19 protein-coding genes are annotated in these 21,586 nt (G+C 65.9%); 10 read left to right on the plus strand and 9 right to left on the minus strand.

Annotation, left to right across the window (positions count from 1 at the left end):
- Positions 1 to 53 precede the first annotated feature (53 nt).
- The 4 genes from ACZ6ZD_RS22065 to ACZ6ZD_RS22080 all read left to right on the plus strand — a co-directional run bounded on the left by ACZ6ZD_RS22065 (position 54) and on the right by ACZ6ZD_RS22080 (position 4,990).
- Complete coding sequence (locus ACZ6ZD_RS22065; protein ID WP_465674920.1) at positions 54 to 182, plus strand: hypothetical protein; 129 nt, start codon at positions 54 to 56, stop codon at positions 180 to 182.
- 232 nt (positions 183 to 414) lie between these two features.
- Positions 415 to 1,452, plus strand: a complete 1,038-nt coding sequence (locus ACZ6ZD_RS22070; RefSeq protein WP_465674922.1) for an alpha-L-fucosidase — start codon at positions 415 to 417, stop codon at positions 1,450 to 1,452.
- A 183-nt stretch (positions 1,453 to 1,635) separates the two neighbouring features.
- On the plus strand, positions 1,636 to 3,255 hold the full coding sequence (locus tag ACZ6ZD_RS22075) for an ABC transporter substrate-binding protein (protein WP_465674924.1): 1,620 nt from the start codon (positions 1,636 to 1,638) through the stop codon (positions 3,253 to 3,255).
- Positions 3,256 to 3,343: 88 nt separating this feature from the next.
- Positions 3,344 to 4,990: a CocE/NonD family hydrolase gene (locus ACZ6ZD_RS22080; protein WP_465674926.1), complete on the plus strand. Its 1,647-nt coding sequence runs from the start codon at positions 3,344 to 3,346 to the stop codon at positions 4,988 to 4,990.
- 85 nt (positions 4,991 to 5,075) lie between these two features.
- Here ACZ6ZD_RS22080 and ACZ6ZD_RS22085 read toward each other — a convergent pair whose 3' ends face one another.
- On the minus strand, positions 5,076 to 6,620 hold the full coding sequence (locus ACZ6ZD_RS22085) for an APC family permease (RefSeq protein WP_465674928.1): 1,545 nt from the start codon (positions 6,618 to 6,620) through the stop codon (positions 5,076 to 5,078).
- Between the two features lie 114 nt (positions 6,621 to 6,734).
- Complete coding sequence (locus ACZ6ZD_RS22090; protein ID WP_465674930.1) at positions 6,735 to 7,640, minus strand: LysR family transcriptional regulator; 906 nt, start codon at positions 7,638 to 7,640, stop codon at positions 6,735 to 6,737.
- Positions 7,641 to 7,785: 145 nt separating this feature from the next.
- On the opposite strand from ACZ6ZD_RS22090, the gene ACZ6ZD_RS22095 reads away from it, so the two are divergent.
- The 5 genes from ACZ6ZD_RS22095 to ACZ6ZD_RS22115 are packed head-to-tail and all read left to right on the plus strand — an operon-like array spanning position 7,786 to position 12,062.
- Positions 7,786 to 8,259, plus strand: a complete 474-nt coding sequence (locus tag ACZ6ZD_RS22095; RefSeq protein WP_465674932.1) for a YjbQ family protein — start codon at positions 7,786 to 7,788, stop codon at positions 8,257 to 8,259.
- Positions 8,260 to 8,261: 2 nt separating this feature from the next.
- Entirely contained in the window at positions 8,262 to 9,713 is a 1,452-nt protein-coding gene (locus ACZ6ZD_RS22100; protein WP_465674934.1) for an FGGY-family carbohydrate kinase, read from the plus strand.
- An 18-nt stretch (positions 9,714 to 9,731) separates the two neighbouring features.
- Complete coding sequence (locus ACZ6ZD_RS22105) at positions 9,732 to 10,538, plus strand: TIM barrel protein (RefSeq protein WP_465674936.1); 807 nt, start codon at positions 9,732 to 9,734, stop codon at positions 10,536 to 10,538.
- The gene (locus ACZ6ZD_RS22110) at positions 10,535 to 11,248 is read left to right on the plus strand and encodes a triose-phosphate isomerase (protein ID WP_465674938.1); all 714 of its coding nucleotides are present in this window, start codon (positions 10,535 to 10,537) and stop codon (positions 11,246 to 11,248) included. Before ACZ6ZD_RS22105 ends, ACZ6ZD_RS22110 begins: the two co-directional genes overlap by 4 nt.
- 46 nt (positions 11,249 to 11,294) lie before the next feature.
- Positions 11,295 to 12,062: an SDR family oxidoreductase gene (locus ACZ6ZD_RS22115; RefSeq protein ID WP_465674940.1), complete on the plus strand. Its 768-nt coding sequence runs from the start codon at positions 11,295 to 11,297 to the stop codon at positions 12,060 to 12,062.
- A gap of 20 nt (positions 12,063 to 12,082) precedes the next feature.
- On the opposite strand, the gene ACZ6ZD_RS22120 is transcribed toward ACZ6ZD_RS22115, so the two are convergent.
- From ACZ6ZD_RS22120 to ACZ6ZD_RS22140, 5 genes are all read right to left on the minus strand, one after another.
- The gene (locus ACZ6ZD_RS22120; RefSeq protein ID WP_465674942.1) at positions 12,083 to 12,478 is read right to left on the minus strand and encodes a nuclear transport factor 2 family protein; all 396 of its coding nucleotides are present in this window, start codon (positions 12,476 to 12,478) and stop codon (positions 12,083 to 12,085) included.
- 36 nt (positions 12,479 to 12,514) lie between these two features.
- Positions 12,515 to 13,930, minus strand: a complete 1,416-nt coding sequence (locus ACZ6ZD_RS22125; protein ID WP_465674944.1) for an FAD-binding oxidoreductase — start codon at positions 13,928 to 13,930, stop codon at positions 12,515 to 12,517.
- Positions 13,931 to 13,941: 11 nt separating this feature from the next.
- A complete protein-coding gene (locus ACZ6ZD_RS22130) occupies positions 13,942 to 14,754 on the minus strand; it encodes an acetoacetate decarboxylase family protein (RefSeq protein ID WP_465674946.1) in 813 nt (270 codons plus the stop codon).
- Positions 14,755 to 14,883: 129 nt separating this feature from the next.
- Positions 14,884 to 16,233, minus strand: coding sequence for an NAD-dependent succinate-semialdehyde dehydrogenase (locus tag ACZ6ZD_RS22135; protein ID WP_465674948.1), 1,350 nt, complete (start codon positions 16,231 to 16,233; stop codon positions 14,884 to 14,886).
- Positions 16,234 to 16,292: 59 nt separating this feature from the next.
- A complete protein-coding gene (locus ACZ6ZD_RS22140; protein ID WP_465674950.1) occupies positions 16,293 to 17,501 on the minus strand; it encodes an NAD(P)/FAD-dependent oxidoreductase in 1,209 nt (402 codons plus the stop codon).
- Between the two features lie 228 nt (positions 17,502 to 17,729).
- On the opposite strand from ACZ6ZD_RS22140, the gene ACZ6ZD_RS22145 reads away from it, so the two are divergent.
- Complete coding sequence (locus tag ACZ6ZD_RS22145; RefSeq protein WP_465674952.1) at positions 17,730 to 19,406, plus strand: PucR family transcriptional regulator; 1,677 nt, start codon at positions 17,730 to 17,732, stop codon at positions 19,404 to 19,406.
- Positions 19,407 to 19,415: 9 nt separating this feature from the next.
- On the opposite strand, the gene ACZ6ZD_RS22150 is transcribed toward ACZ6ZD_RS22145, so the two are convergent.
- Both ACZ6ZD_RS22150 and ACZ6ZD_RS22155 read right to left on the minus strand, forming a co-directional pair.
- Positions 19,416 to 20,570, minus strand: coding sequence for an acyl-CoA dehydrogenase family protein (locus tag ACZ6ZD_RS22150; RefSeq protein WP_465674954.1), 1,155 nt, complete (start codon positions 20,568 to 20,570; stop codon positions 19,416 to 19,418).
- 40 nt (positions 20,571 to 20,610) lie between these two features.
- Positions 20,611 to 21,453 carry a polysaccharide deacetylase family protein gene (locus ACZ6ZD_RS22155; protein WP_465674956.1) on the minus strand — a complete coding sequence of 281 codons (843 nt, stop codon included), beginning with the start codon at positions 21,451 to 21,453 and terminating at the stop codon, positions 20,611 to 20,613.
- Positions 21,454 to 21,586 lie beyond the last annotated feature (133 nt).

The following is a 21,586-nucleotide window of genomic DNA, read 5'->3' on the forward strand; positions in this document are numbered from 1 at the left end:
GCAGAGCCTGCAGCTCGGGCCGATCCTCGGCGTACCAGTCGAGGCTGGCTCGAATGAACGTCGAGATCTTCTCCGAAGGGACCGCCACCGCGGCCGTCCGCGGCCAGATCGCCGCCTTCGCCCGGTCGATCACGTGCTCCACGATCGCCCGCATCAGATCGTCCTTCCCGGCAAAGTGGTAGGAGATCAGCCGGGTACTACTCAGCCCGGGCCTGGTCGGCGATCCGGGCATAAGACGCCGACCGAAACCCCTGCCTCCGCTAGGCACCGGATCGTGGCAGCCACGATCTGTTCACGGCGCACCTCCAGGTAAGGCCACTTCGACCATCTCTGTATGATGTAGACATTGGAGATCTTACGTATTATGTTTACGGCCACATCCCGCTCCTGAGAAGAAGGATGGAAGGTGCCCAGATGTACCTGAGGTCTCGAGGACGTCCAATCACCGCGCTGCTGTCGGCGATCCTGATCGCCGGCGTGCTCAGCGCACCGGCGCAAGCGGCGACAACGGTTGACAGCGATCAGCACGAAGTGGCCGCATCAGGTGCTCCTGGCGTGGCGGCAGGATCACCGGCGGCCGCGCGAGCACACGTGCGGAACAACCCCCGCGGCATGATGATGCACTACGGCATGGGCACGATGACCCAGCAGCAGTGGGCGACCCCCGGCACCCCGGTGTCGCGGTTCAACCCGTCCAGGGTCGACCCGGCACAATGGGCTCGAACCGCGAAAGCGTTCGGCGCGACGTTCGGAGTGTTGACGGCCAAGCACCACGACGGATTCGCGCTGTGGGACACCGCAGCCAACAACTACGACGTCGCAGCCAGCCCCTACCGGCGCGACATCATCAAACAGTACGCCGATGCCTTCCGGGCCGAAGGTTTGAAGGTCGGGCTCTACTTCTCGATCTGGGACCGGACCAACGCGCCCTTGGATCCGCCGACCCCAGCCCGGACCGAGGAGTTCCGCAAGCGGGCCCGCGATCTGGTCGTCTTCCAGCTCCGCGAGCTGCTCACGAAGTACGGCCAGATCGACACCATCTGGCTCGACGGCTGGTTCATGAACACCGGCGTCGACAAGGGCGCCACCTACGAGCAGATCCCCTACGGACCGATCCGGGACCTGATCCTGTCCGTCTCGCCGAACACGATCATCGTCAACAACGACAAGGACTACACCCTCGAAACCACCGAAATCGTCACCTACGAGAACGGTGTGAAATTCCCCGAGGCGGGCTTGACCTACCCGACCCAGTACACCGGCGACAACGGCGCCGGCTGGTTCCGGAGCGGCACCTCGCGTGACGGCAAGCCGGTAGCCACCCTGGTTGCCGAGCGAAACACACTTCGTGAGCGCGGCTACCAGTGGCTGCTCAACGTCCCCCCGGGCAGTAGCGGCATCATCGAGAAGAAGTACGTCGACAAGCTGATCGCGGTCAACGCGGCACCGTAGCGCCCATCCCTTCGAGGCGATTGCGGACTCAGTCGCCTCGGCCGCGCCGGAGCACCGTCGTGACGGTGCTCCGGCGTTCGTTCGTTGCACTACTCGAGCTCGTCCACGTCACGTTTTTTCCAACTGCGGTCGCGGCGGGGAGCGCGGTACGTTCCGCGTGGGTGCAGAGCCAAGAATCTGCCGGTGAAGGAGAATGTCATGCGCAACGGCGATCCGGGGCCGGTCTTGTCCAGCCGGCTGACACGGCGGCAGCTTCTTCAGCGCACCGGTGGCGCCGCATTGGTGCTAGGGGCCGGCGGGCTCCTCAGTGCGTGTGGTCAGCAGGATTGCGGCGAATCCGCGGCGGCCGGCCAAGTGCGGCGCGGCGGGACGCTACGGGTCGGAACGATCACCGGCGGTCCAGCGGAGACGCTCGCTCCGGGGCAGCTGAATCAATTCGTCGACTTTCTCCGGGCCGCGGCGCTGTTCAACGGCCCCATCACGCTCTCGGACAAGAACGTTGCCGAGCTCGACCTGCTCAGCGAGACCGAACGTAGCGCGAACGGGGCCGTCTGGACGCTTCGCCTCAAGGACGGGCTGCAGTTCCACAACGGCAAGCCGGTGACGGCTACCGACCTCCTCTACTCGGTGCGCTCGTGGTGCCAACCGGACAACTTCGGTAGCGCCAACCTCACTCGAGTCATCGACCCGCAGCGCGTCCGGAAGCGCGACAACCTGACGGTCGAACTCTCGCTTCGGCTACCGGTCGCGGACCTTGCCTCCTTCCTGGTGCTCGGCTGGACGAACGTCGTGCCGGACGGAATGACACAAGCACAGCTGGCCCGGAATCCGATCGGAACCGGCCCGTTCAAGTACGAGTCGTTCGTGCCCGGCAAGTTCAGCCGATTCGTTGCCAACCCCAACTTTCACGTCGAGGGACGGCCCTATCTGGACGTGATCGAGATCGATTCGAGCTACACCGACGACACCGCGCGCATGAACGCGCTCTCGTCGCAGACGCTGGATCTCGCTCCGCAGATCCCCAATCTGCTCGGGGCCAATCCGGCGGGCAACAACTTCAAGGTGCAAGTCGTAAAGCAGGCAAGCGCGATCCAGCCGCTGTACATGCAGATGGACAAGGCGCCGTTCGATGACGTGCGAGTGCGACAGGCGTTGCGGATGCTGATCGACCGGCAGGCATGGCTCAACAGCGTGTACTCGGGTCTCGGCACCATCACGAACGACGCGCCGATGCCGCTCACCGGCTACTCGAACCAGAGTCTCGAGCGTACGCAAGATCTCGACCAGGCGCGCTCCTTGCTACGGTCGGCCGGACGCTCGGACCTGGCGGTCACGCTGACCACCTCGACCGCCTATGCGGGGATGCTCGAGGCCGCCACCTTGTTCCAGCAGAACGCGAACGCGGCCGGAGTCAACGTCAAACTCGAACGGCGTGACCCGTCCGACTACTTCACCAGCTACCTCAACTATCCGCTCGGCCAGTCTCAGTGGTGGTCGGTGCCGACACAGGCTCCGTTCTACGCGGCCACGCTGATGACCAACTCGCCGTACAACGAGACGAAGTTCGGATCGAAACAGTCCGATGCGCTGATCATCGACGCGATCGGTGAACTCGACGAGGCAAAAGCCCAGGACAAGTGGAATGCGCTGCAGCGCCAGCAGTTCACCGAGGGCGGCTACATCATTCCCGCGACCTTCCCGTTCGTGGACGGACTTGCGCGCAACGTGCAAGGTATTCCCTCGTCGACCTCGGGATGGGTCGGCGGCGGCGATCTCAAGGGCGCCTGGCTCTCAGCCTGTTGACCGGTACGGAAACCTCGGAACGACCGATCGAGTCGTAGCAAACCTACTCGTGGCGAACCTCGAAGGCGCCGCCGAAGGAGAACGCTGGATGGATGGCGAAGGTATCGACTTCACCCGGGTGACCGCGGGACGGCACGTACCCGAGGCGACCGAGTACCTGGTGGCGATGCGCGATGGGATCAGGTTGGCGACCGATGTCTATCTGCCGTACGCCGGCACGCCGACCCAGACCGTTCTCATTCGGCTGCCCTACGACAAGGTCGGTCCGTACACAGTCATGTGGAAGGTGGCCTCCTATTTCACCGACGACGGCTACGCCGTGGTGGTTCAGGACATTCGCGGCAAGTTCCGCTCCGAGGGCGAGACCCTGCCCTGGGTCAACGAGGTCTGGGACGGCTACGACACGATCGAGTGGATCACTCATCAGCCATGGTCGGACGGCCGCGTCGGCATGTTCGGCGACTCCTACTTCGGCTTCACCCAATGGGCAGCTGTCTCCAGCAGGCACCCCGCTCTGAAGGCCATCGTTCCCCGCGTGACCGGGACGGAGCTGGACCGTGACGTCGCCGGCGAACCGCCCTGGGCATTCCATCCGCACTACCGGGCCACCTACTTCGCCGAGGCGGACACCTTCGAGTGGGAGCCGCAATGGCAACGCCCGTACATCGACGAGTTCGATCGTTTCTTCGAGAAGATCGGCCATCGGTCCGCCGCCTTCGATCTGGAGGTTCCCCATCCGATCGTCCTGCGCTGCTTCCCGAACGGTCACCCCTTCGATGCACCGCCGGTTCCGACGCTGTCGGTGATCGGCTGGTTCGACAATTGCGCCGGCTACCAGTGGCGCGATCAGCGGCGCCTCGCCGCGCTGCACGGCTGGGCCCGGACTCACCATCTCCGGATCGAGGCGATCGATCACGAGGGAAATCACGTCGACGATCTGCCGATCACCGAGGCAACGCTGCCGCTTCGCAACGACGCCGCGATGGACCGGGTGCTGACCCGTGCCGCCGAATCGGCCCTCGAGTTCTTCGACGCCTACCTCCGCGAGCGCCCAGGGGCGACGGTCCCGCCTCGCGTCTGCTGGGAGCAGGTCCACGACACCTGGTACGAAGCCGATCAGTGGCCCCCACCCAACGTATCGGCGCGAACGCTCCACCTCGGCGCGGACGGTCGGCTGGACGTCGAGCTCGACGGCGCCGAGCAAGCGATGACATGGACCCACGATCCCGATGACCTCGTCCCGTCTCCGCTCCTGAACACCTTTGCCTTTCTGGTGGAGTTCCCGGATGAACAGGCCGCAGCCTCGCGCGCCGACGTACTCACGTTCACCAGCCGTCCCGCAGCAGAGGCATGGGACCTGTGCGGCACTGCACTCCTGCAGGCCACGATCGGTTCCTCAGCTCCCGAAGTAGATCTGTTCGTCCGGTTGCTGGACGTCGCTCCGGACGGATCCGCGCACCTGATCGCGCGGGGCCAGATCTGCGTGGCGGTAGCGGACGAGCTCACTCCTGCCGAGGTCACGCTCACGGATCTCGGGTACCGCCTTCGCGTGGGGCACCAGCTCCGGGTGCACCTGGCCAGTAGCGATTCGCCCGAATACGTCGCCAGTCCAGGCACATCCGAAAACCGTTTCCTTGCCGCAACGACGAACAAGTCGACGCAAACAGTGCTGGTGGGCGGCAGCCGAGGAGCGCGCCTACACATCTCGGTCCTTCCTCAGCCGGTTCCACGATGACCTGAGCAGAGCGCACAGCGGCAACAACCGCAGCTCGCGCTGTGCGATGGCTCGAGCAACGAACATCCGCGCGGACATGAATGCGCTATCTCTTCGGTGCCGGAGCACTGGGGAGATTCTCGTCGGGGTTCTCCGAGGCGTACCGCGGCCCCGCGCTTCCGAGCTGGATCCTGCGCCGCAGGACCAACAACCACCACAGCACAGCGAGCCCGAGCAGGCCCGCGAAGACGAAGCCGTTGCCGGCGAAGACAGGTAGGAAGAGCAGTGCGGCCTCGACCACGAGGAAGGCGACCAGACCGATGCACAGCACCGGCGTCCGCGCCCTGCCCAGGTCGAAGGTCCCCGGCTCCGCCGCGGGGATCCGTCCCCTGCGGCCGGCGATCAGCAGGCCGATCGTCTGGAGTAGGTAAGTCGTGAAGAAGGCGAGTGTCGCGATGCCGAGGAAGTAGGTGAAGGCCTGCTCGTTGACCAGTGCCGACAGCAGCATCAGTACCGAAACCGCTCCAAGAGTGAGGATGGCGGTCGACGGCGTCTTGCGGACAGGTGAGACGTGTCGAAGGGCGCGCGAGAACGGCATCATGTTGTCGCGGGACAAGGAGTACAGCAGCCGTGTCCCGACCAGGACGTTGGCGAGCAGGCAGACGAGAATGTTGGTCAGTGCGATGGCGATGACGATGCGGGAGAACACCGGACCGAGCTGCTGGGTGATTATCTCCTCGATCGGAGCGGGCGAGTTCGCCAGTGCGCTCGGGTCCTTGATGGCGAGGACGTACACGAGGTACATCAGGAACTCGATCACGCAGGAGGTCGCGAAAGCGTAGAACATCGTTCGCGGGATCACCCGGCGTGCGCTCTTGGTCTCCTCGGCGACGTCCGCGACCGCCTCGACGCCGACCAGGCCGAAGAACGGACCGAGCGAGGCAGCGAGCCAGGCCAGAATGTACGGCGTCTGGCTGTCCGCGCCGGTCCCCTCGAAGAGAGATCCGAACGGTTGGGCGTTGCCGGGAACGGCGAAGGCAACGACCGCTACGACGAGAGTGACGCCGACCGTGACCACCAGCTCGAGAGCGACTCCGATGTTGTTGATCATCGTCGCGAGGCGAACGCGATAGGCGTTGATCAGAACACAGAGGGTGACCACGCCGATCGCGAGGAAGATCTGTTTCGGTTGGGTCAGCTCCCAGCCGAGGACGCTGCCCAGATAGCCGGCGAAGATGTAACCGAGGCTGGTCATTCCGCTGACCCAGCCGACCAACGCCGCGCATCCGGTGAACCACCCGTAACTGGGCCCGTTGAGCCGGCTGGTCCACTGGTAGGCGTACCCGGCGAGCGGAATCTTGGCAGCAAGATCGGCCGCGATCAGCGTCCACAGCAGAAACACCGGGACGGCCAGGAGAAGGGTCCAGATGAACGGCGGACCGGCGTTCGAGTAGCCGGCGCCGAATCCGGAGAAGACGGCGGTCGTCGCGCTGATCGTGGCGAAGCCGATCGCGAACGAAGCGATCTTGCCGACCGAGCGGTCGAGCTTCTGCTCGTATCCGAACTCGGCCAGCCGCGCGTCTTCGTCGGCAGCGTCTGCACCTGCCGGCGAGGACGGGTCGGGACCGGTGGGTAATACCTTGTCGCTCACGGGCACTCCCTGTGCTGACGGACTCGGACTTGCACCGAAGGGGTTGCCGAGCAGTGAAGCGTCTCGCGCCGGTCGACAGGAAATACCGAGGTTTTATCTGCCCTTAAGCGAAGGTTATGACGACGGCTGCGTCCGCTCGGGCAGGCGCCCGAGCATGTACTGCACGAGTTCCCGTCTGGAGGGCGAAAGACGTCCTGCGCGCCAGGCGAGGGAGGTGTAGCTGACCGGGCGATCCACGATGGGAACGAACCGGATCCCCGGCCGGTCGTACAACCGCATCAGGGACGAGGTCGTGAAGCTGATGCCGACCCCGCGCGCGACAAGCGTCGTCTCCGCCTCGTAGTTGGCCGCTTCGGCGGCGATGTTCGCCGGTCGCCCCTTCCGTGCATCGGTCGCCATCCAGTAGTCGCGCCAGCGCCCTGCTGAGGCCGGCGCGACGACGATCGGCTCGTCGAGCAGTTCGTCGATGCGCAACTCGGCGCGATCGGCCAGCCGGTGAGTACGGGGAAGGCACGCAATCCACGCCTCCTCGGCGACGACCACCATCTCCAGATCCGCCACATCCACCGGAGGGCGCAGCAGAGCGATATCGGAGGCGCCCGACTGCAGACCGGCCGTGGGGTCGGAGAAGTCGTATTCGGTGGTCTCGATGGACAGGTCGGGGAAGCTCTGCTCAACGCCGTCGAGCAGCTGGAACAACAGATCGGCGCCCATACCGGTGAGGTAGCCGACCCGGACCTGCGCCTGCCCCATGAGCTTCGCCACCGCGTCGATCGCGGAGTCGACTTCGCGCAAGGCGCCGCGCACGTACGGCAGCCATTCACGTCCCAGCGAGGTGAGCGCGACGGAGTGGGTGTCACGGTCGAACAGGCGATCCCCGACCTGCCCCTCGAGCTGGCGGATCGCTGCCGACAGCGCGGGCTGCGAGATGTACAGACGCTCGGCCGCCTTTCGGTAATTCAGCTCGACGGCCAGAGCTTCGTAGTACCTCAAAAGCCGAAGACTCACGTCAGGACGCACCGTACCTCCGCGGACTCGTCATAACCGTTGCCTATCTCATCATCGCAAATCTTCGCTTCCCTCTGCGTCGTCGCGTCGGCAATCTGATGGAGCCGATTCCACCGGTCGACGAGAGGAAGCCATGTCCGCCCATTTCGGATCTGTTGTGATCGAGACCCCTGCGCGGCAGGAGTTCTTCGATGTGACGGCAAACCTCCAGGAGTTCGTCGCCGGCTCGGGTGTCCGCGACGGCATGGTCGTCGCGTATTCGGCGCACACGAGCTGCTGTGTCGTCCTTCAAGAGGAGTCCGAGGATGTGACCTACTACGGCACCCAACTGCTCCTACAGGACACCCTCAACGTGCTGGCGACGATCGCGCCGCCGACCCGCCACGAGGGACAGTACTTGCACCCCGGACCGATCCACATCCGCAACGCAGGTGAGCTGCGCAGCGAGCTGCCGGAATGGGGCCTGAACACCGACGGACACATCATCTCCTCGATCCTCGGCCGCTCCGAGACGATCCCGCTCGTCGCCGGCGAGCTCGTCCTCGGTGAGTTCGGTCGTGTCTACTTCGGTGACCTCGACTCGGTCCGCGCCCGGACCCGCACCGTTCACTTCCAAGTCATGGGCACCTGATCGTGCTGATCTACGCAGTCGATCTCGGCACCACCAACGTCAAGGTGGTCCTGTTCGACGAGAACCTGCGCCGGCTGTCCGTGGCCACCGCGCCGTTCGGTTACCAGCGCGACGGCGGCCGCGTCGAGTTCTCGTCCGCGCAGCTCTTCGAGCTCGTCATAGAGCTGATCGATCGGTCGGCAAGCTCGGTCGCGAACACGCATTCCCACCACGCGATAATCTCGCTCACCGGTCAGGCCGAGTCGCTGGTTCTCAACGATCGCAGAGGTGACGCGGTCCGCCCCGCGCTCTCCTGGCTCGACGATCGCGCCGCGGCCGAGGCGATTGAGCTCGGGGAACGCTTCGGGGTGGACGACGCCTTCGCCGTCACCGGTCAGCCCAGCCCCTCGGCGGCCTGGCCGGCCGCCAAGCTGCGCTGGCTCGCGGCTCATGAGCCGCGGACGCTCGAGCAGGCGGCGGCCGTCCTGATGGTGAAGGACGACGTGCTTCGCCGCTTCACCGGAATCACGGCCGGCGAGATCACCACGCGCGGCTTCACTTACCTGTACGACGTACGCCGCGGCAGCTACTGGGACGAGATGCTCGAGTTCGTTTCCGTGGCAGCAGACTCGCTCGCCCCCGTCGTCCCGGCCGGAACCGACCTCGGAGACGTCCTGCAGGAGGTCGCCGACCGCCTGCCACCTGCGGCGTCGTACCGGGTCAACGCCGGGGCGCTCGACCACTTCTGTGCGATGGTCGGAACTGGCTCGTACGCTCCCGGTATCGTCAGTGAGTCTGCCGGAACAGTGCTCTCCCTTTCGCTGCTGCCGACTGATTGGTCGTTCGACGCCGCGCGCAAAGTGTCGTTCCACGCCGGACTGCGCCCCGGCGAGATCCTGCTGTTCAACGGAGTCGACAGCGGCGGGGTGTCACTGGAGTGGTTTCGTCGTGAAGGCCTGGCCGACATGGCGTTCGAGGAGCTCGAAACCCGGCTGCGGGCACGGACCAACAGCGATGCTCCGATCTTTCTCCCCTACCTCACCGGCGTGAACCCGCCCGACTACTTCGCCGATGCCCGCGGCGCCTTCCTCGGCCTCGACCTGGCCCACGACCGGATCGACCTGGCCTACGCCGTGGAGGAGGGCGTAGCCCACCTCCTGCGCCGTAACGTCGACGGTCTCACTCCCGAGCCCGTGCGCGAGATCGTGTCGACCGGCGGTGGGGCCTCCTCGGCGTTCTGGAATCAGCTGAAGGCGGATGTCTGCGGCGTCGACGTACTCGTCCCGGACGAGCACGAGGCCACCTGTCGAGGGACAGCAGCCCTTGCGCTCGTCGCCGCCGGAGAGATCGGCGGGCTTGACGACTCCAAGTACCTGAACCAGCCGTTGACCGTCTGCTACCGGCCGCGGCCCTCCAGCGAGCGAGACCTCAGGTACCGCTTGTTCGGCGAGTACTTGCAGCGCCTGTTCACCTGACCGCAAAGGAGATCCACGATGTTACTCGCCTGCTCCTCCCCGATGATCCCGGGAGAGTCGCTCACCACGAAGGCCGAACTCGCAAAGCAGTGGGGGTACGACGCCCTCGCAGTGTTCCAGCCTCTCAGGGATTGGAACGACGGCGTCCGGCGTGAGCTCGTAGCGCTGGAGCGCCGAACCGGGGTACGTCCGGTGGAGTTCGTACTGATCGACGACATCTACGGCCAGGCGATGTCCCAGGACGCAGAGCTTCGGACGCGCTGCCGCGCAATGTACCTGGACGCGGCGTCGGTCTGCGCGGAGATCGGCGCGGTGACCGAGATCGAGTTCGAGTACGGCGCCCGAAACCCGCTGCCGCTTTTCGAACCCTTCCAACAACTCGAGCCCCGGCAGAAGGACGAGTTCATCGACTTCTACCGCGACGTCCTGGCAGTGGTCGAGGGGTCCGAGGGACGGGTGCTGCTCGAACCGATCAACCGCTACGAGTGCCGGTACCTGAATCTCGTGGCCGACAATCTGGAGATCATCGCGGCCGTCGACCACCCGAACGCCGCGTTGCTGCCGGACACCTTCCACATGTCGATCGAGGAGGCAGATCCGGCCGCGGCCCTGCGAGCCGCCGGGGACCAGGTCGCCCATGTCCACCTCGGCGACAACAACCGCCTGTTGCCGGGGCATGGAAGGCTCGACTGGAAGTCCATTTTCGGCGCCCTCCGCGAGATCGGATTCAACGGCGCGGTCAATCTCGAATGCTCCACCGAGGGCGATCCGGCCCGCACTCTGCCCGCAACTGCCGTGCGCCTGCGCGAGCTGATCGACGCATGACCGTACCGATCACTGCGCCGTTCTTCGAGATCGGCCCGAAGAACCTGCTCCGCCGCCGCGAGATCGAGGCCCTCGCGGTGGCTGCCGGAGAGGCCGGGGCAGAACACGGTGTGACGGTGCTGCTCACCGTACCGACGGCCCTGGTCGCTCCGGTTCACGAGCTCAATGCCGGTGTGCTCGTGCTGAGCCAAGGCATGGACATCGAGCCACCGGGCGCCTCGATGAACCGGGTCACCGCTGAGTCGCTGGCCGACGCCGGCGCTTGGGGCGTGATGCTGAACCACGACGCTGATCCTCTCAGCGCCGTCGATCTCGAACTCGCAACCCAGCGAGCACGAGAGGTCGGCATCGCGACCATTGTGTGCGCAGGCACCCAGGAAGAGGCGGTCCGGTTCGCTGCTCTGGAGCCCGCTGCGGTGCTGTTCGAACCGCCCGAGCTCATCGGCAGCAGCGCGGCCGGAGAGCGCAGCTGGATCACCGGATCAACAGCGGCGATTCACCGGGCGGGGCACAGCGTCCTCGCCATGCATGCCGGAGGCATCTCGACGCCTGCGATCGCCACGGCAGTGATGGCCGCCGGGGCCGACGGCACTGGGTCGACAAGCGGAGTGCTGTCGGCCCAGGTTCCGGCAACCGCGGCACGCAGCTTCATCGCTGCTACCAGAGCCGGGTGGGACGCCGCACGTCGTCCCGGCCTCGAGCACAGCTGACGATCTTCCTTCGCATTCGTACCAGCACGACAACAGGGAGCAGACAATGAACAGCAAGCTGAGCGGCCGCACGGCGGTCGTCACCGGGGGCGCCCGCGGCATCGGCCTGACGCTCGCCCGCTCGCTCGCCGCCGCCGGCGTGAGCGTTGCCCTCTTCGACCTCCTCGACTCCGTTGAGGACCAAGCGCAGTCAATCGCCGAGGAGTACGGCGTCGCTGCCCTCGGCAAGCGGCTGGATGTCACCGACCAGGCCGCCGTGGCCGACGCCTTCCGCGTCGTCCGGGAGAAGCTCGGCGTACCGCGAGTGCTGGTCACCGCGGCCGGCATCGAGATCAATGGCGACTCGGTGCGGGTCACTGCGGAGCAATGGCGCAAGGTCATCGACGTCAACCTCACTGGAACCTTCTTCGCTGCCCAGGCGTTCGGCGACGGTCTGCTCACCGCAGGAATCTCGGGCAGTGCAATTTTCATCGCATCGATGTCGGGATCGATCGTCAACGTTCCGCAGTGGGCAGCGTCGTACAACGCATCCAAGGCTGCCGTCGCGCACCTGGGCAAGTCGCTGGCCGTCGAGTGGGCCCCCGCCGGCATCCGGGTCAACTCGATCTCCCCCGGATACGTGCTCACCGACCTGACCCGGGCGATCCTCGACAAGGAACCCGCGCTGCACGACGACTGGGTCGCCCGGATCCCGCAGGGACGGATGGCCGATCCCGACGACCTGACCGGCCTCGTGACGTTTCTCGCCTCCGATGCGTCGGCGTACCTCACCGCCCAGGACATCGTCATCGACGGTGGCTACACCGCGGTCTGAACCACGCCGCTCGAGCTCGCCTACTTCGTTCCGTAAGCGGCGTTGAACGAGGCACGATCCAGGTACATCCGCATACTGCGCAGCTTGTCGCCCTCACCCTCCGCGAACATGCAGTAGCGAATGACCACCCGTTCGCCGTCACTGACGCGAGTCGCCTCGACCTCGATCTCGACGGCTTGGGCGTCACCTTCGCGGACGGTGCGGAACGTCGGCGTGAAATCGCGGAAGTGCTCGAAGAACTTGGCATCGGCAGCGTGCAGCTCGGCCAGGGTGCGGCGGATACCCGACGAGCTCTCGATCACCTCCGCATCAGGGGTCAAGGCTCCCATGACAAGGTCGACGTCCCCCTCGCGGTAGGAGTCGAGAACCTGTTGCATTCCCGGCAGCACGCGGTCGGCGTCGTAGTAGTCGTTCATGTCCCACAGCCTTCTCGTTGGTCGAAGTGTCACAGCTCAGGGCTTCACATTCACGTTCCGGTGGAAGATGTTGTTCGGGTCGAGCCGTTGCTTGACCCGAACGAGCCGCTCGTAAGCGGCGCCGTAGATCTGCCGCGGGTGATCGCCGTCGACGTCCACCGCAGTGTTCGGGATCCGGTACGTCGGGCGCGTCTGCGTCCGCCGCACCTGCTCGTTCACTCGCCTGGCCCACGCCCGCTCGTAGGCGTCGTCCGCCTCGGCGGCATAAGAGTGCGGATGGACGCCCCAGCCGGCGCCGCGTCCCCCGAAGACGCCCTCGCCCTCGAGCTGTCTGGCAGCCACACCGCGATACGGCCACAGCGCAAGCAGCCGGGGAATGTCGACCGGGTGGCTCGCGGCCAGCGCCGGTAGCTCCATGGCCAAGTCCATGATGCTTTCGATCAGGCCGTCGGTGAGGTCGGAGACGATCTCCTCGTTTCCGCGTGGTCCGCCGGTCCGCTGCCCGGCGGCGAAGCTGTGGTCCACCCCGAACAAGCTGCTGTACCGGCAGGTGGTCACCGTATCCGCGACCGTCGGAATCTTTCGCAGCGCGCCCAGGTCGGACCGCGCTGTCACCACGTCGCCGAGGTGACAGAAACTCACCTGGAGAATCAGCTGCCCGTGCAGCTCGGCGGGCAGCAGCGTGTTCTTCGGTGTGCCGGTCGTCAGCAATGCGAAGAACGAGCCGAACTCGTCGGAAGCGTTGAGCGACAGATCGCGCAACAGGTAAAGGGCTTCTCTGGCCTGTTCGCCGGCCCAGATCAACTCGCCGGCCTCGACGAGGCCCGGGTCGGGCCGCAACCGGATCTGCAGTTCGGTCACGACACCGAAGTTCGCTCCGGCGCCTCTGAGTGCCCAGAGCAGCTCAGGGTCGCTGTCCTGGTCGACGTGGATGAGCTCCCCCTCCGCGGTGACCAGCTCCGCCGCGAGGATCTGGTCACAGCTGAGGCCATCGGTGCTGGTGAAGTAGCCGATACCGCCGCCCAGCAGCAGTCCGGCGCCGATATCCGGCATGTTGCCGGTCACCGCGCTGAGTCCGAACGGCGTCACCGCGGAGACCCAATCCAGGTTGCGCGCTCCCCCTTGACCTCGCGCCGTGAATGTCAGCGGGTCGACCTCGACCTGCCGAAGCTCCGACAGATCGATGGTCAGTCCGCCGTCGGTCAGGGCAAGCGCCGAGCCATGATGCCCACCGGAACGGACGGAGATCTCCAATCCGTGGGCGCGTGCGAATCGCACTGCGGCCTGCACGTCGTGCACATCTGCGCACCGCACGATCAGCGCAGGGCGCAGGCCTGATGTGCAGTTGAAGACAGTCCTAGCCTCGTCGTATGCCGCCGATGCCGGCTCCAGCAGCTCTCCGTGCAGGCGATCGCGGAGCTCCTGTTTGGCATCGGCCCATGTGTTCGACACGGCAATCAGGCTCAGCTGATCTGAGGGTTGGGCCGGATGCCGGACAGGTCGTAGAAGCGCGCCGCGATATGCCGAAGCTGCGTCTCCGGGTCCACCTCGGGAGTGGCCTTGACCCAGTCGCTCTTCCCACCGACCCAGCCGGCCGAGTAGGTGGCATCCCCGACACTCACCACCGGGATGTCGCCCAGCGGATCGTTGGGGCCGGACGCAAGCTGCAGCGACCCCTTGCCGACCCGCACCTCGCTGTAGTCGGCCTGCAACGTGTGGACGCCGACAGCCGGCTCGCCGTCGAGCTGGAAATCGTGGTTGATCCGGTTTCGCAGCACGATCAGGTCCCAGGTCTCCTTACCGCCCGGACGGAATCCTTCCTCGAAGTCCGCCGCCAGCGATATGACGCGGTGGTTCCGCCGTTCGACGAAACCGAAGGCTCGTTTGCCGGCCAGATGCAGCTGACAGGTCCCGATCTTGCAGGCCTCGAAAACCCAGTCCCGGGTCACCAACGACGCGATGTCGTGCTCCTTGAAGACGGCAAGCGCGTAAGTGCCGACGCGGTAACCGCCCTCGGGATCCGCGACCCTGGCTCCGACGACCACCTCGCCGAATCCGTCCTCCGTGCCCGCGATCGGGTTACCGTCGAAATCAAGAGTCCAGTAGCTCCCCACGATGGCGTGCGCCACCGGCTCGTCGAGCGGTTCCACCGAGGGCGGCAGGACCGACCGGACGAACTCCGGGGTGGTCAGGAAGTCGACCGAGAGCTGCTGCAGCCCGAGGCTTTCACCACGGACCACCCGCGCACGCAAGGTCGCGACATCTTCTGTCGACATGACAAAACCCATTGACTCTTCCCATCTCTTGTCTGGGCCACGATGCAACGCCAGGAATCTAGGCTGCCGGTTCGGGCGGGTCCATTGGAGGAAACACGATCCGGTCCGCTTCCTCCCGTGCGCGTCGGCTCAATCAGCCACGAAGAAGATCCGTTTGTTGGCGAACTCGTCCATTCCGAGCGGCCCGAGTTCACGACCGAAGCCCGAACCCTTGATCCCGCCGAACGGAATCCCGACCCCGTCGGCGGCCGGCGCATTGACATTGGCCATGCCGACTTCCAGTTGGTCGGCAACCTTCTGGGCCCGATCCGCGTCCGTGCTGAACACCGACCCTCCCAATCCGTACTGGGAGTCGTTCGCCAAGAGCAGCGCTTCCTCGTCCGAGTTGACCTGGTAGACGACGGCGACCGGTCCGAACAGTTCTTCGCTGTAGGCGCGCATTCCCTTCCTTACACCGGAAAGCACGGCCGGCGAGTAGAAAGCGCTGGGCGCTCCGCTCAGTACGCCCCCGGCGTGCAGCACCGCGCCCTTGGAGACAGCGTCGTCGACTTGCGCAGCCAGGTGTTCTGCCGCGGCTCGCGACGACAGCGGGGGAAACTCCTCGAGCGCGCGCGCCTTGGCCGCGAGCTTGGCCACGAAGTCGTCGAACAAGTCCGCCATCACGATGATGCGTTTGTTGGACGTACAGGCCTGGCCGGCATTCTCCATCCGGAACTCCCATGCCAGGTCGGCCACCGGGTCCAGGTCACTCGCGTCGAGCACGATCATCGGGTCCGAACCACCGAGTTCCAGCACACACTTCTTCAAGTACTTACCCGCCAGGGAGGCGATGACGGAACCTGCCCGCTCCGAGCCTGTCAGCGACACCCCTTGGACGCGCGGGTCCGCGATCACTGTCTCGATCTGTTCGTGTGACGCGAACAGATTGAGATACGCGCCGGTCGGCACACCTGCGTCCACCATCAGCCGCTCGACTGCCAACGCCGCCCCCGGTACCGACTCCGCGTGCTTGAGCAGAATCGTATTCCCCAGCATCAGGTTTGGCGCAGCGAACCGGGCGATCTGGTAGTAGGGGTAGTTCCAGGGCATGACTCCCAGCACAGGCCCGATGGGGAGCCGCTGGACCACCGCGCGCCCTGACGGTGACTTCAACTGCTGCTCCGCGACCAGGGCCGGGCCCTCGTCGGCAAAGTACTCGAAGATTGCCCGGCACAGCTCGGCCTCTTCCTTGCCTTGGGCAAGAGGCTTGCCCATTTCCTGGGCTGCGATCGCCGCCAGCTCATCGGCACGTTCGGCGAACAGCACCCCAGCTCGCCGAACGAAGACTGCTCGTTCGGCGATCGGCACGTCTCGCCAGGACCGGTAGGCCTGAGCCGAGGCGGACAACGCTACGGCAAGCTCCTCGTCAGACATCTGGTCGTAGGATCGGAGCACCTGACCGGTCGACGGGTCGACCGCTCGGTAGACGGGACCTGACATGACGAACTCCTTGCTGACGCCGACCGCGACGACGGCCGGTGGTCCGAGGATCGCGGCAACTACCTGCCGCTGGTCGGCCTAGCAGCGAGCGACGGCCGGCCGGGCGCCAGCGCCGCTGCGAAATCGTTGGTCTCTCCCAGCACTACCTGGGCAATCAGTTCCCCGGCTGCGGGCCCGGAGGCGACGCCGGAGGGATGACCGGCGTTCACGTAAATCCCGTCGACCAGGCCGACAACCGGGAGGCCATCGGCGGTTGTGCAATCAAGGCCGGCCCACAGACCGACGACCCCGAGTTCGCCGAGCCGGGACAAGCGCGCTTGAGCGCTGCCCACCATGGCCAAGGTCGCCGAGATGCTGATGTGCGGGTTCAGCGAACCGAGTCCGTCGATGCTGTTGCCGAAGAACAAGGCGCCTTCGGCGTTCTGGGTCATGACGTCGTCATAGCCGTCCAAACCAGACGGGCGCGCGAACACCTCGGGCCGGTACGACGGCAGATCGGTGATCGCTCCGCACCGGTCCACACCGGCGGGCCCGTGCAAGATCGGGCCGGGCTGATAGGTGACGCGCTCGGTGCGCAGGAGACCTGTGCGCATCGTGGACACGGGCAGCTCGACGCCCTCCGCGCCCAGATTGACCGACCAGGCGCCGGTGGCCCAGACCACTCCACCGGCGTGAACCTCGCCGCGGACGGTGCGGACTCCGGTCACGCTGTCGCCGCGCCTGATACTGCCGATCACAGCGGTGTTCTCGATGATGCGCACTCCTCGACGCACACAGGCCGCGCCGAGGGCGCGCGCGAAGGCCTGGCTGTCGATCTGGGCGTCCTCCGGAGAGAATACGGCTCCGGCAGCGGTATCAGGGAAGATCACGGACTTCTTGGCCGCCTGCCGCCGGGTGATCAGGTCGACTTCGATCCCCGCATCGCGCCGGTCGGCCACGTAGTCCTCGAGGACCGACCGCTGGTCGTCGTTCTCGTAGAAGAACAGCCCGCCGTTGCGGCGATGATCGAACCCGGTGCCCAGCTCCGATTCGTAGGCGGCGAGGAGCTCGGCGCCGCGACGCGCCAGGTCCAGCTCGGGTCCGCGCCGTCTGGTCTGGATCCACACCGCACCCGGGTTGCGGCCCGACGCTCCGAAGGCGAGGAAGCGCTGCTCCAGCACGACGACGTCGAATCCTCGTTTGCTCAGTTCGAAGGCCGAAGACAGCCCGGCAATGCCGCCACCGACCACCACAAGGTCTGCGGTGTCCAGGACATCCTTGCCAGTCATGTGGCCTCCAGGTCGGGATCTGCCGCTGTGTTCACGTTAGGGGGACTCGGAAGAGCCGGCCAATGTAAATACTCCAAAGATCCGCCGCGCAGCTCTAGACTTTCCCCAAGGAGCCGCCCGCCTGCCCGCAGTAGCCTCACGGAAAGAAGTTCCGAAGGCCTGATCGGGTCTGTCATGTCGCCCGGTCCAGAGCAAGGACGGTGGGACTCCGATGGTGGGACGCCACAAGTGTTCAGGACGCTGAGTCTGGCCGACCTGTTCGCAGACAGCCGGCTCGACTTCGTCTCGCCGGCGCCTGCTCAGGCCACGACCATTCGGATCGCGCGGTTGTCGGTCTGGAGCCCGCAGGTGCGGGTCGCCGACGGGAACAGCGCGCTGCTGGTCCTGCCCGGCCAGCTGACGGCCCAGCCTGAGCGCGCAGCCTTCAGTGAGCTGCTCGATGCCGCTCCGGCTCTCGTTGTGCTGGTCCGGTCGGGTGACTACGACGTGGACTCTTCGGGTCGTCACGACTTCTTGGCCTACTCGGACTCAACGGACCCCAACGACATCATCCAAGCGGTCGGCGAGGCGACAGGCCTCGCCGACTCCGGTCTCGCGCTCCGCCTCACCTCGTTGCAGCGGTCGCTGACCCAGGCGCTCGCCGCCCCCGAACCGCTGGACGACCTGCTGGCCCGAACCGCCAAGACCTGTAATGCGGTTGTCGCCATGATCGACAACGCCGGCCGCTCGGAGCACGGCACCGGCGTGCTCCCGCTCGCCCTGCTCCACGCAGAGATCTCCCGCACCTCGGCGCCGTCACAAAGTTTCTCGGTCGATGGATGGCAGGTAGTCGCCGCCATGGTCACCCTCGCGTCACCAGATGACGACCGGACGGGCTGGTTGGTCGCCGCAAGCCGACGGACGACGTTCCCCGATCCCTATTCGACAGCCGCCGTGCACGTGGCTGCTTCCCTGGCCGAGACGAGCTTCCAGATCGACCTGGTGGCTCGTCGGCAGGAGTTGGCGGTCCGCAGCTCCGTGCTGGAGCAGGCGATCGCCCTCCGCGCCGAGAGCAACAACTCCGAGCTCAGCGGCCGCATCGCGGACCTCGGCCTGTCTTTTCAGGAGGAGCTCAGGGTGCTCGTGGTGTCGCCGGCACGCTCGGTGCCCACTTCTCAGCACTCGGCCGTGGTCGCGGAGATCTTCCGGCGTCTGCAGAACGAGCTTGCCACCAAGGACGTGCCACATCTCCTCGCCATCCGCGACAAGATGCTGATCGGATTGATCCAGGCTTCGGTACCCGCCCTGAGCAGCTGGGTACAGGCCCACGCGGAGAAGTCACCCAGCGTCCAGGCCGGGATCGGTCGCGACGTCGCTGCGGTCGGCCAGGTCGTGGACTCCTTCAACGACGGCGTGCTGGCCATCCGGATCACCGGCCGGTCGCGGAAGCACGTGACGGTGACGAGCTACGAACAGTTCAACTTCGCGACCCGCCTGTTCTCCGACGTCGGGCTCGACCGGATGGGCGCCTGGGCGGTCAAGTTCCTGCGCCCCTTGGAGGAGCAGCCCATCCTGATGGAAGGGCTCCGTAGCTACTTCGAGCACGGACTCAACACGAACACCGCCGCCGAAGCACTGACGATCCATCCCAACTCGCTCCGCTACCGCCTGGCCAAGGTGGAGGAGTTGCTCGCCGTCAGCCTGCACGACCCGGCCGCGATCTCCTCCCTGTTCCTGGGCCTCACGGCTCTCGACATGGTGGCCGAACGCACCGGCTCACCCCGCTCCCCAGGCGGGATCCGCCCGTCCCGGCCGCGAGCCTCGGCCGGTCGGCAGGTTCACGTCGTCGACGCACCCAGCTCGCTGACGAATCCGGCGAGCGGCCGGAATCCCGATTTCGGCGCCGTCGGCGGTCCCGACCAGTAGCGCCGCCGGTCATCTCAGCCCGAGCTCGATGTCGGCAATCAGCATCGACAAGATCTCGTTGGTCCCCTCGCCGATCGCCATCAGCGGCGCGTCCCGGTAGTACCGCTCGACGGCAAACTCCGTGGTGTATCCGTAGCCCCCGAGAATGCGCATCGCCTGCAGCGAACACTCGATCGCCGTCTCGGAGGCGAAGACCTTGGCCATCGCCGCCTCCCGGACCCCCTGACCGGTTGCTTCGATCAAGCCCGCCGCGTTCAGGGTCAGCAACCTCGACGCTTCGACGGCGGTTGCCATCGTCGCGATCTTGAGTTTGATCGCCTGAAAATCCGCGATCGGGCGGCCGAAGGCCTCTCTTTCGGTCGCGTACCTGCGCGCAGCCTCAAGCGAGGCTCGGGCAATACCGGTCGCGGCGCCGGCCATGTAGATGCGCCCTTTGTCCAGGCCCGACAGCATCTGGTGAAGGCCTCGGCCTTCCCGACCGCCGAGCAGTTGCCCTACCGGGACTCGGGCATCCTCGAACGTGAGTTCGCACAACTCCACTCCGCGATGGCCCAGCTTCCCGATGTCACGACTCACGGAGTACCCCTCGGTTTGCTGCTCGACCAGCAGCAGACTCATCCCGTGATGGACCGGACTCGCCGTCGGATCGGTCCGGACGAGAAGCACCAGCGGTTCCGCGTGCCGGGCATGCGTGATCATCGTCTTGGTGCCGTTGACCAAGTAGTGGTCGCCATCACGCAGAGCCGTCATCCGGATGCCCTTGAGGTTGCTGCCGGTCGAGGGCTCGGTCATGGCGATACCGCTGGTCGTCCGGCCGGAGGCCAGGTCGGGAAGGTACCGTCGGCGCTGCTCGTCGGTTCCGAACTGAGCGATCAAGCCTGCTCCGGTCGACGAGCTGCCGACCACACTGGCGAGGCCCATCCAGCCGCGGGCCAGCTCCTCGAACACGAGCGCGAAGGTCACCATGTCGACCGCGGAACCGCCGTACGCCTCGGGAATCGACATCCCCATGATGCCGAGTTGCGCGAGCTCCGGAAGCAGGTCGGCCGGATACTCAGCGGCAGCCTCCCGGGCGGCGGCGGTCGGCACGATGCGGGCGTCGACAAAGCGTCGTACGACGTCGCGGTAGGCCAGCTGCTCCTCGGCCAGTCCCAGCACGCTCACTGTTGCTCCTTGACTTCGGTTTCGGTGCCGGCGGCCGGCGTCATTCGTCGGTCCAACAATCGTGAATCTCCGACAGCGTCGCGAACCAGACACCGTCGTGACCGCACAGATGGTCCAGCAGTCGCTCGAGCATCATCAGGTGGTGCGCCCGGCCGATCGACTGCGGATGAAGTGTCCACGCGACGACGCCGCCGGGGCACCGTGCATAGGCGAAGTCGAAAATGTCTTTCCAGCGCTGGTACAACACCTCGGTCGATTGCATCGCCGGATGCCGGGGCAGCATCTCCACCTCCGGAAAGTCGTCGAGATACCACGACACCGGAATCTCCAGTACTCCACTCGGCGGGCCGAACGTGTTTCCGCGTTCCCGGTCGATGCGGGTCACGAGGCGGGGCCGGTAGGCCTCGAAGTCACGCCCCATCAACGACGAGTCCCAGTCGAAGCCGTACTCTTCCAGCAGCCCGAGCGTGTTGTCCGTGACGTCGAAGGCCGGCGACCGATATCCGCGGGGCGTCCGCCCGAGCAGACTCGTGTGCAACTCCAGCTGCAGTTCCAGCAGCCGTCGTTCCTCGGGCAGATCGAGTTCGTGGACCGGCTCGTGCCAGACGCCGTGCGCAGCCACCTCATGACCCGCGTCCAAGATCTGGTCGACAGCCGGCCGGAAGGTCTGGATGGTGTGGGTGGGCACGCACCACGTGGTCGTGACCCCGAACGACCGAAAGGTGTCGAGCAAGCGCGGAACGCCGACCACCGCACCGAACTCGCCTCGGGAGAGGTGGCTCTGGGACGCGGACCCGAACGTTCCGAGCCAGACACTCTGAGCATCGAAATCGGCGCCCATCGAGACGGCAAGACGTTTGCCGGGTGGCAAGGTCAGCGGCATGGCACCCTCTCCACAGGAGCTCCGGACCGAATCCGCCGGCGCAGGTCCGGCCATCCGAGCCTAGGCGCTCGGGATCGGGCCACCGATTGGAGACATTCCGACCGAGCCTCATTGCCGCTGAGAAAGGCACAGC

The organism is Kribbella sp. NPDC104218, assembly GCF_055584105.1.